The 8,846-nt window shown below is 71.0% G+C and carries 6 protein-coding genes; all 6 read right to left on the reverse strand.

The window, feature by feature from the left end:
* Window positions 1–5: 5 nt before the first annotated feature.
* The 6 genes from AMK31_RS34505 to AMK31_RS34530 all read right to left on the reverse strand — a co-directional run bounded on the left by AMK31_RS34505 (window position 6) and on the right by AMK31_RS34530 (window position 8,478).
* A complete protein-coding gene (locus tag AMK31_RS34505; protein ID WP_079187061.1) occupies window positions 6–1,550 on the reverse strand; it encodes a carboxyl transferase domain-containing protein in 1,545 nt (514 codons plus the stop codon).
* The gene (locus tag AMK31_RS34510) at window positions 1,550–2,398 is read right to left on the reverse strand and encodes an HpcH/HpaI aldolase/citrate lyase family protein (RefSeq protein ID WP_073944678.1); all 849 of its coding nucleotides are present in this window, start codon (window positions 2,396–2,398) and stop codon (window positions 1,550–1,552) included. The genes AMK31_RS34505 and AMK31_RS34510 overlap by 1 nt, the downstream gene beginning before the upstream one ends.
* A complete protein-coding gene (locus AMK31_RS34515; protein WP_073944679.1) occupies window positions 2,391–2,870 on the reverse strand; it encodes a MaoC family dehydratase in 480 nt (159 codons plus the stop codon). Before AMK31_RS34515 ends, AMK31_RS34510 begins: the two co-directional genes overlap by 8 nt.
* A gap of 13 nt (window positions 2,871–2,883) precedes the next feature.
* Window positions 2,884–4,068 (reverse strand): acyl-CoA dehydrogenase family protein, encoded by a 1,185-nt coding sequence (locus AMK31_RS34520; protein ID WP_073944680.1) that lies wholly within the window; start codon window positions 4,066–4,068, stop codon window positions 2,884–2,886.
* Window positions 4,069–4,126: 58 nt separating this feature from the next.
* Window positions 4,127–7,687, reverse strand: coding sequence for an indolepyruvate ferredoxin oxidoreductase family protein (locus AMK31_RS34525; protein ID WP_073944681.1), 3,561 nt, complete (start codon window positions 7,685–7,687; stop codon window positions 4,127–4,129).
* Between the two features lie 278 nt (window positions 7,688–7,965).
* Window positions 7,966–8,478: an Lrp/AsnC family transcriptional regulator gene (locus AMK31_RS34530; RefSeq protein ID WP_073944682.1), complete on the reverse strand. Its 513-nt coding sequence runs from the start codon at window positions 8,476–8,478 to the stop codon at window positions 7,966–7,968.
* Window positions 8,479–8,846 lie beyond the last annotated feature (368 nt).

An 8,846-nucleotide genomic window follows, 5' to 3' on the forward strand; every position in this document is an offset into this window, starting at 1 on the left:
GTGAATCACATCCTGAAGACGCCGTAGGACGGCGCGGGGATCGGGGCGTGCGCGGCGGTGGCGAGTGCCATGCCGAGGACCCGGCGGGTGTCGGCGGGGTCGATGACGCCGTCGTCCCACAGCCGGGCGGTGGAGTAGTAGGCCGAGCTCTTGCGCTCGTACTCGGCCCGGATCGGGGCTTTGAACGCCTCCTCCTCGTCCGGGGAGTCGAAGCCGCGCACGGTGGCCAGCACCGACGCGGCCTGTTCCCCGCCCATCACCGAGATGCGGGCGTTGGGCCACATCCACAGGAAGCGGGGGTCGTAGGCGCGCCCGCACATCCCGTAGTTTCCGGCGCCGTAGGAACCGCCGATGACGACCGTGAACTTCGGCACCACCGAGCAGGCCACCGCGGTGACGAGCTTCGCGCCGTCCTTGGCGATGCCGCGGTTCTCGTAGTCCTTGCCGACCATGAAGCCGGTGATGTTCTGCAGGAAGAGCAGCGGGATGCCGCGCTGGTTGCACAGCTCCACGAAGTGGGCGCCCTTGACGGCCGACTCGTTGAACAGGATGCCGTTGTTGGCCACGATGCCGATCGGGTAGCCGTGGATGCGCGCGAAGCCGCACACCAGGGTGTCGCCGTAGAGGGCCTTGAACTCCTGCAGCCGCGAGCCGTCGACGATGCGCCGGATCACCTCGCGCACGTCGTACGGCGTGCGCGAGTCGGTGGGCACGACGTCGTAGAGCGTCTCGGGGTCCTCGAGCGGTTCCTCCACCGGCGCGGCGCGCAGCGAGGCGGCGTCGGGCCGCTCGAAGGTCGCGACGATGGAGCGGACGGTCTCCAGGGCGTGCTCGTCGTCGTCGGCCAGGTGGTCGACGACACCGGACTTGGTGGCGTGCACCAGGCCGCCGCCGAGGTCCTCGGCGGTGACGATCTCGCCGGTCGCCGCCTTCACCAGGGGCGGTCCTCCGAGGAAGATCGTTCCCTGGTCGCGCACGATCACGGTCTCGTCCGACATGGCGGGCACGTAGGCGCCGCCGGCGGTGCAGGAGCCCATGACCGCGGCGATCTGCGGGACTCCGCGGGCCGAGAGGTTGGCCTGGTTGAAGAAGATCCGGCCGAAGTGCTCCCGGTCGGGGAAGACTTCGTCCTGATGCGGCAGGTTGGCTCCGCCGCTGTCCACCAGGGCGATGCAGGGCAGCAGGTTGTCGGCGGCGACCTGCTGGGCGCGCAGGTGCTTCTTCACCGTCATCGGGTAGTAGGAGCCGCCCTTGACGGTGGCGTCGTTGGCGATCACCAGGCATTCGCGGCCCCGTACCCGGCCGATGCCGGTCACGATGCCCGCCGAGGGCACCGTCCACGGGTCGTCGCCGGTGCCGTACATCCCGTACGCCGCCAGCGGGCCGAGCTCGAGGAACGGGCTGCCGGGGTCGAGCAGCCGGTCTATCCGGTCGCGCACCAGGAGCTTGCCGCGGGCGGTGTGCTTCGCACGGGCCGCGGCGCTGCCGCCCTGCCGTACGCGCGCCAGTCGAGTGCGGAGTTCGGCGGTGAGATCGCGCAGGTCCTCCATCAGCGGCCTCCTTCCATGTCGTCGGTCAGGGCGGCGAGCCGGACGATCCGCTCCGCCTGTGCGTAGATGGGGCCGTCGACCATCCGGCCCTCGAAGGTGGTGACACCGCGTTCCGTGCCCGCGTGGGCCAGGAGCCGCCGGGCCCACGCCAGCCGCTCCGGGCCGGGGCGGTACGCCGCGCGGATCACCGGCGTCTGGGTGGGGTGGATGGCCACCTTGGCGTCGAAGCCGCAGGCGACCGCGTCGTCCGCTTCGGCGCGCAGCCCGTCGAGGTCGGGGATGTCCATGTACACCGAGTCGAGGGCGAGCCGGCCGGCCGTCTTGGCGGCGATCAGCGACTGCGAGCGGGCGTGTACGGCCACGTCGCGGTAGCGGCCGTCCTCGCGCCGGCTGGCGAAGCCTCCGAGCCCGGCGACCAGGTCGTCGGCGCCCCACATCACGCCGATCACGTTGGCCTGCGCGGCCAGGTCGACGGCGTACGCAACTCCGCGCGGCGTCTCCAGCAGCACGATGACGTCGTGGCGCAGGGCCGCGACGGTCTCCGGGCGTTCGGCCTTGGCCAGCATGAGCCGGGGAATCGCCAGTTCGCCGGCGAGGGTCAGGTCGGCCGGGTGCTCGGGGGAATCGGCGGCGTTGACGCGCACGACGGTCCGGTCGCGGTCGAAGGAGCCGTCGGCGACCAGGCCGCGCAGCGCGTCCCGTGCGGCCGCCTTGCGGTCGGGGGCGACCGCGTCCTCCAGGTCGACGATCACCACGTCGGCGGCGGCCAGGGCCTTGGTGTACCGCTCGGGCCGGTCGGCGGGACAGAAGAGCCAGGCCGGTCCTGGCTCCCAGCGGTTCTCAGACATCCGGCGCCATCCTCACCAGCGTGTTGCGGGTGGCCACCGCGACGACCTCGCCGTGCTGGTTCCGGGCGGTGTGGGCCATCGTCACCACGCCCTCGCCGGGCCTGCTGGAGGAGGGCCGCTTGTCCACGATCAGTGTCTCGGCGTAGATGGTGTCGCCGTGCCGCACGGGGGCGGGGAACCTCACCTCCGTGAAGCCCAGGTTGGCCACGATGGTGCCCTGGGTCAGCTGTGCGACCGAGAGCCCGACCAGTGTGGAGAGGGTCCACATCGAGTTGACGAGCCGTTCGTGGAAGGGCGGCCGGTCGCCGCTCTCGAAGGCGTCGAGGTGGAGGGGCTGGGTGTTCATCGTCAGGGTGGTGAACACCACGTTGTCGGCCTCGGTGGCGGTGCGTCCGGGGCGGTGCTCGTACACGGCACCGACCTCGAACTCCTCGAACCACAGGCCCCGTTGGCGGATTCGCTGCTCGCTCATTCGTGCTTTCCGTTCATTCCACCGGCAGGCCGAGGCCGCGGGCGATCAGCATGCGCTGCACCTCGGAGGTGCCCTCGCCGATCTCGAGGATCTTCGCGTCGCGGTAGAACCTCGCGACGGGGTATTCCTCCATGAACCCGTACCCGCCGAAGATCTGGGTGGCGATGCGCGTCGCGGTGACCGCCGACTCGCTGGCGTAGAGCTTCGCCACCGACGCGGCGCGCTTGAACTCGGCCACGTTCGGGCCGCCCGGCCGGCCCATGGCGTCCTTCATGGCGGCGGCCTTGTAGGTGAGCAGGCGGGCGGCCTGCACCATCGTCTCCAGGTCGGCGATCTGGAAGGCCACGCCCTGCTTGCGACCGATCGCCCCGCCCATCGTCTGCCGCTCCTGGGCGTAGCGCAGGCACTCGTCCAGGCAGGCCTGGATCAGGCCCACCGCGAGGGCCGCGATCGCGACCCGGCCGTCGTCGAGGGTGGCGAGGAACTGCGCGTATCCCCGTCCCCGCTCGCCGAGCAGGTGGGAGGCCGGGACCCGGCAGTCGGTGAAGGTGAGCGGGTGGGTGTCGGAGATGTGCCAGCCGAGCTTGTCGTACGCCGGCTCGACGATGAATCCGGGCGTGCCGGACGGCACGATGATCGCGGAGATCTCGCTTCGGCCGTCGGGCCGCGTGCCGGTCCGGGCCGTCACCGTGACGACGGAGGTGAGGGTCGAGCCGGAGTTGGTGATGAACTGCTTGGCGCCGTTGACCACCCACTCCTGGCCGTCGAGCTCGGCGCGGGTCCTGGTCGCGCCCGCGTCCGATCCGGCTCCCGGCTCGGTGAGGCCGAAGCCGGCCAACCGGCGGCCGGCGACCAGGTCGGGCAGCCAGGTCTGCTTCTGCTCCTCGTCGCCGAAGGTGAGGATCGGGTTGATGCCCAGCCCGACCGCGGCCTCCAGGGTGATGCCCATGGACTGGTCGACACGGCCGATCTCCTCGATCGCCAGGCACAGCGAGGTGAAGTCGCCGCCGCTCCCGCCGTACTCCTCGGGAGCGGTCAGGCCCATCAGCCCGAGTTCGCCCATCTTCTGCACCACGTCGACGGGGAAGTGGTGGTCCTTGTCCCAGTGGGCGACGTGCGGCGCGATCTCCTTCTCCGCGAAGTCACGCACGACCTTGCGGAAGTCCTCGTGTTCCACGCCCAGCGCGAAGGCGCTCATCGTTGACTACTCCTTGACTGGTTGAGCTTCGTGATGCCGTGACCGGGGCGCGCCGGTCTCAGTGCCGTCCGCGGACGGTGCCCTGATCGACGCTCCGGGCCGGGCCCTCGCCGGGGCCCGAGTCGAAGCGCTCGGTCAGCTCCCGCAGGCGGGCGCGGTACGCCTCGACGTTGCGGAGCTTGACCTCCTCGAACCCGCGGACCATGTCGGGGAGCGAGGCGATCTGCACGGCCACCGCGTGGTTGCCGGGGGTCAGCCCGGTGAGCAGGTGGGCGACACGCTCGGTGTACTCCTCGAGCAGCGCTCGCTCGACCTTGCGCACATGAGCCCGGCCGAAGGGGTCGAAGGCGGTGCCCCGCAGCCTGCGCATGCCGTGGAGGGCGGTGAACCCGGGGCGGAACCAACCACCGAGCCGGATCTTGCGCCGCATCCCGAGGGCTCGTAGCACCGGGGGCTGCAGGTTCCACTGCGCCCGCGCCCCGGGACCGAACTGCTCCGCCAGGTCGGCCGCGACACCCTCGTCGAGGGCGAGGCGGGCCACCTCGTACTCGTCCTTGTAGGCCATCAGCTTGAACAGGTTCCTGGCCACAGCCGTGGTCAGGTCCTCGGAACCGGGGACGATCTCCCGCTCGCGCTCGCGGACCGCGTCCACCGTCTCGGCGTAGCGGGCGGCGTACCGGGCGTCCTGGTACGCCGTCAGCTCGCCGACGCGGTCGGCGACGAGCCGGCCGAGCGGTGTGGTGTCGGCGGACGTGTCCGTCGTCCCGGGTTCGGAGACGGGCGAGTCGTCCTTCCGGACGGCGGCCGCGACCGTGCCGCGGTCCGCGATCCACAGCCGCCCGTAGCGGAACGCCTGGAGGTTGGCCTCCACCGCGACGCCGTTGATGCGGATCGCCTCCTCGACGGCGGCGGCCGGCAGCGGGAGGGCGCCCAGCTGGAATCCGACGCCGACCAGGAAGGTGTTGAGGTACTGGTCGTCGCCCAGCAGAGCCAGCACCGTCTCCCGCGCGTCCAGCACCTCGGCGCCGGGGCGCACCCGCGCCAGCAGCCGCTCGCTCATGGCGGTGGTGTCGGGGAAGGTCTGGCGGACGTCGGCGACCATGTGACCGGTCGCGACCCGCGCGGTGTTGAGCACCGCCACCGTCCGCTCGGGGGAGGTCACCGTGAGGTTGGCCTCGTCGGCGGCCACCAGGATGTCGCAGCCGAGGTAGAGGTCGCACTCGCCGGCGCCCAGTTTGTTGGTACGCCCCTCCCCCGCGCGGTGGAAGCGGATGTCGGAGACGACCGCGCCGCCCTTCTGCGCGAGTCCCGTCTGGTCCAGCGAGCGCGGCGTCCAGCCCGCGAGCAGGCCCGCGGTGGCGAGGATCTGGGAGATCGTCACCACACCGGTGCCGCCGACGCCGGTCAGCCTTACGCCGAAGTCGCCGCCCGTGACGGTGGGGACCGGGTCGGGCAGGGGGGCCTCGCCGAGCACACGCGCATCGCGGGCCGTTCCGCCGCCGGCGGAGCCCTTGACCGGCTCGACGCCGGTGATCGTCATGAAGGCGGGGCAGTCGCCCTTCAGGCAGCTGTAGTCGACGTTGCAGGAAGCCTGGTGGATCTGGGTCTTGCGGCCGAACTCGGTCTCGACCGGCTGAACCGACAGACAGTTGGACTTGTGCCCACAGTCACCGCAGCCCTCGCAGATGCGCTCGTTGATGAAGACCCGGGTGGTGGGCTTGTCGAGCTTGCCGCGCTTCCACTTGCGCCGCTTCTCGGTGGCGCACTCCTGGTCGTGCACCAGCACGGTCACGCCGGGCACCCGGGCCAGTGCCCGCTGCGCCTCCTCCATCCGGCCGCGGTCCCAGACCGCCACCTCGCGGGGCAGCCGCATGCGCCGGGTCCGGCGTACGTCGTCGGTGGTGACGATGATCCGGGCCACCTTCTCGGCGCGCAGGACGTCGACGATCTGGCGGAGGTCCATGGCACCGACCGCGCTCTGCCCGCCGGTCATCGCGACCGCGGAGTTGTACAGCAGCTTGTAGGTGATGTTCACCCCGGCGGCCACGGCGGCCCTGATCGCCAGCGAGCCGGAGTGGTCGAAGGTACCGTCGCCCAGGTTCTGCAGATAGTGCCCGCGCTCGGTGTACGGCGCCATGCCGATCCACTGCAGGCCCTCGCCGCCCATCTGGGAGAGGCCGGTGACGGTGCCGACCTGGTCCTCGTCCATGAGCAGGACCATGGCGTGGCAGCCGATGCCTCCGCCGACCAGCGAGTCGTCGGGCACCTTGGTGGAGCTGTTGTGCGGACACCCGGAGCAGAAGTAGGGGGCACGCTTGGGCAGGCTGATCAGAGGGAGCTGTACGCGGCCCTCGATCCGCTCGGGTCGCTGCCCCTCCACCGGGACGCCGCGGGCGCCGAGCTCGCGGGCGAGCGGGCGGACGAGGGCGTCGGCGTCGAGCTCGCCGTAGGACGGGATCAGCTCCTTGCCCTGTTCGTCCTCCTTGCCGAGGATCAGGGGGGCACCGGCGCGGCCGTAGAGGGCTTCGCGCACGGCGGTCTCGATGAAGGAGCGCTTCTCCTCGACGACGATGATCCGGTCGAGGCCGTCGGCGAACTCGACGATCGTCTCGGCGTCCATGGGGTACGGCATGGAGATCTTGAGGAGCCGGATGCCGGCCTCGGTGAGGCGTGCGTCGGTCAGACCCAGCCGGTCCAGCGCGGCGCGGAGCTCGCGGTAGGTGCGGCCGGAGGCCACGATCCCGATGACGTCGTCGTCGCCGCGCAGTTCGATCCGGTTGAGCCGGTTGAGCCGGCAGTACTCGCGGGCCAGCCGCAGCCGGGTGGTCATCAGGTCCCGCTCCAGCGGACCGAGGGTGGGCTGGAGGAGCCGGGCGGTCGGCTGATGACGGCCCGAACCCGGAGGCAGGACCGGCGCGGGACGCTCGACGCCGAGATCGACGAGCGAGGAGCCGTCGGCGACCGCGGTGACGATCTTCAACCCCACCCAGAGACCGCTGGCGCGCGACAGCTCCACCGCGTGGAGGCCGAGGTCCAGCACCTCCTGGGAGTCGGCCGGGTGCAGGAACGGGATGGCCAGGTCCATCAGCGCCAGCTCCGAGGAGCAGGGCACGCTCGACGACTTCGCGGCCGGGTCGTCGCCCACGAGCACCAGTGCGCCGCCCGCGGGGTGGGCGCCCATGAGGTTGCCGTGCCGCAGGGCGTCGGTGGCCCGGTCCAGGCCGGGGGCCTTGCCGTACCAGACGCCGAGCACACCGTCGTGCGTGGCGCCGTCGAGGGTGTTGACCAGCTGGCTGCCCTGCACCGCGGTGGCCGCGGCCTCCTCGTTCAGCCCCGGCACGTGCCGCACGTCGTTGGCGTCCAGCAGGGACCGCAGGCGGCCCAGCTCCAGGTCGTAGCCGGCCAGCGGCGAACCCTCGTAGCCCGAGACGAAGGTGGCGATGTTCCTTCCGGCGGCGAGATCGCGCCGGTGCTGGTCGATCGGCAACCGCGCCAGTGCCTGGATCCCGGTGAGCTGCACGTGACCGGCTGTGGCCTGGTACCGGCGACGGGGGTCGACCGGCACACCGTCGCGTTCGCCGTCGTGAGGACGGGAGTCGGCGCTGACGAAGGTCGTCATCTCGCCTCCTGTTCATGCTCGAGGAGCGCAGAGTGCGCTGGGGCACAGTCGCACCAGGATGGGCCTGTGGCCTGCCCCGAACGCCGACTACTGATCCGTTGGACCAGAACATCCACGCCTTTGCTGGGCCATGTGATCCATCGGCACAGGCCGCCGGCGCGTCAGGCCCTGCCGGGCACCCTCCTCGCGGACCACCCGGGCCTCCCGGAACGCGGGAAGAGGGCGGTCCGGGCCGTGTGGTGGCCCGGACCGCCCTCTTCGGCGAAGCCCGCTCGTGATCAGTCGGCTGCCGGCGCGGACGCCTTCGTCTCGTTCGGCGCGAGGTCCTGCGCGACCAGGGACAGCAGCGATGTGATGCGGCTCGGCAGCCGCTCGCTGAGCGCGATCTCCGTACGGCAGCGCACCACACCCGGCAGTTGCAGGAAACGCTGGATGATCTCCTCGACGTGCTCGGTGTCCCGGGCGGCGACCCGGCACAGCACGTCGCCTTCCCCGGCCGTCGAGTGCGCTTCCAGCACCTCGTCGACGAGGGCCAGGGCCCGTGTCACCCGGGCGAGCTGCCCCTGCGCCAGATGGAGATGGACGAACGCCAGGATGGGGAAGCCGAGCTGCGCCGGTGAGATCCGCGGCGCGTAGTCGGTGATCACGCCCATCCGCTCCAGGCGGCTCATCCGCGTGTGCACCGTCCCGCGGGCGATGCCGAGCGAGCGGGCGAACTCGCGCATCCCCGCTCGGGGCCGGGTCAGGAGTTCTCGCAGGATGGAGACGTCCAGAGCGTCGAGAGCGGCCACGATGACCTCGCAATATCTCAGTGGAGCAGGACACACGGCCAGGCCTCGGCTGCCGGGTGAGCGCCGATGTTAATGCAAGGCCTCGAATACTTGAACACCTGGACAGGAGGCGGTCGATCCGGTGGGCCGATGGCGCAATCGGCCACGCGATCCCCTGGACAGCATCGTTAACGGTGATTAACCTCAAAGGGCGAGTTAACGGCTATTAACACGGCCGATCATTCCATGCAGGGTCCGTCGAGTCGCGTGGGTCATCCGCGTCGGGACCGTCGCATGCTTTCCCAGTCCACCGCGCCGCCCGCAGGAGATTCAGCGTGAGCTTGAGGATCGTTGTCACTGTGAAGTACGTGCCCGACGCCACTGGCGAC

This window comes from Streptomyces sp. TSRI0107, assembly GCF_001905845.1.
GTDB lineage: Bacteria > Actinomycetota > Actinomycetes > Streptomycetales > Streptomycetaceae > Streptomyces.

Coding starts and splice junctions, on each gene's coding strand:
- AMK31_RS34505 (WP_079187061.1), bottom strand. CDS start 1,550: ATGGAGGACCTGCGCGATCTCACCGCCGAACTCCGCACTCGACTGGCG.
- AMK31_RS34510 (WP_073944678.1), bottom strand. CDS start 2,398: ATGTCTGAGAACCGCTGGGAGCCAGGACCGGCCTGGCTCTTCTGTCCC.
- AMK31_RS34515 (WP_073944679.1), bottom strand. CDS start 2,870: ATGAGCGAGCAGCGAATCCGCCAACGGGGCCTGTGGTTCGAGGAGTTC.
- AMK31_RS34520 (WP_073944680.1), bottom strand. CDS start 4,068: ATGAGCGCCTTCGCGCTGGGCGTGGAACACGAGGACTTCCGCAAGGTC.
- AMK31_RS34525 (WP_073944681.1), bottom strand. CDS start 7,687: ATGACGACCTTCGTCAGCGCCGACTCCCGTCCTCACGACGGCGAACGC.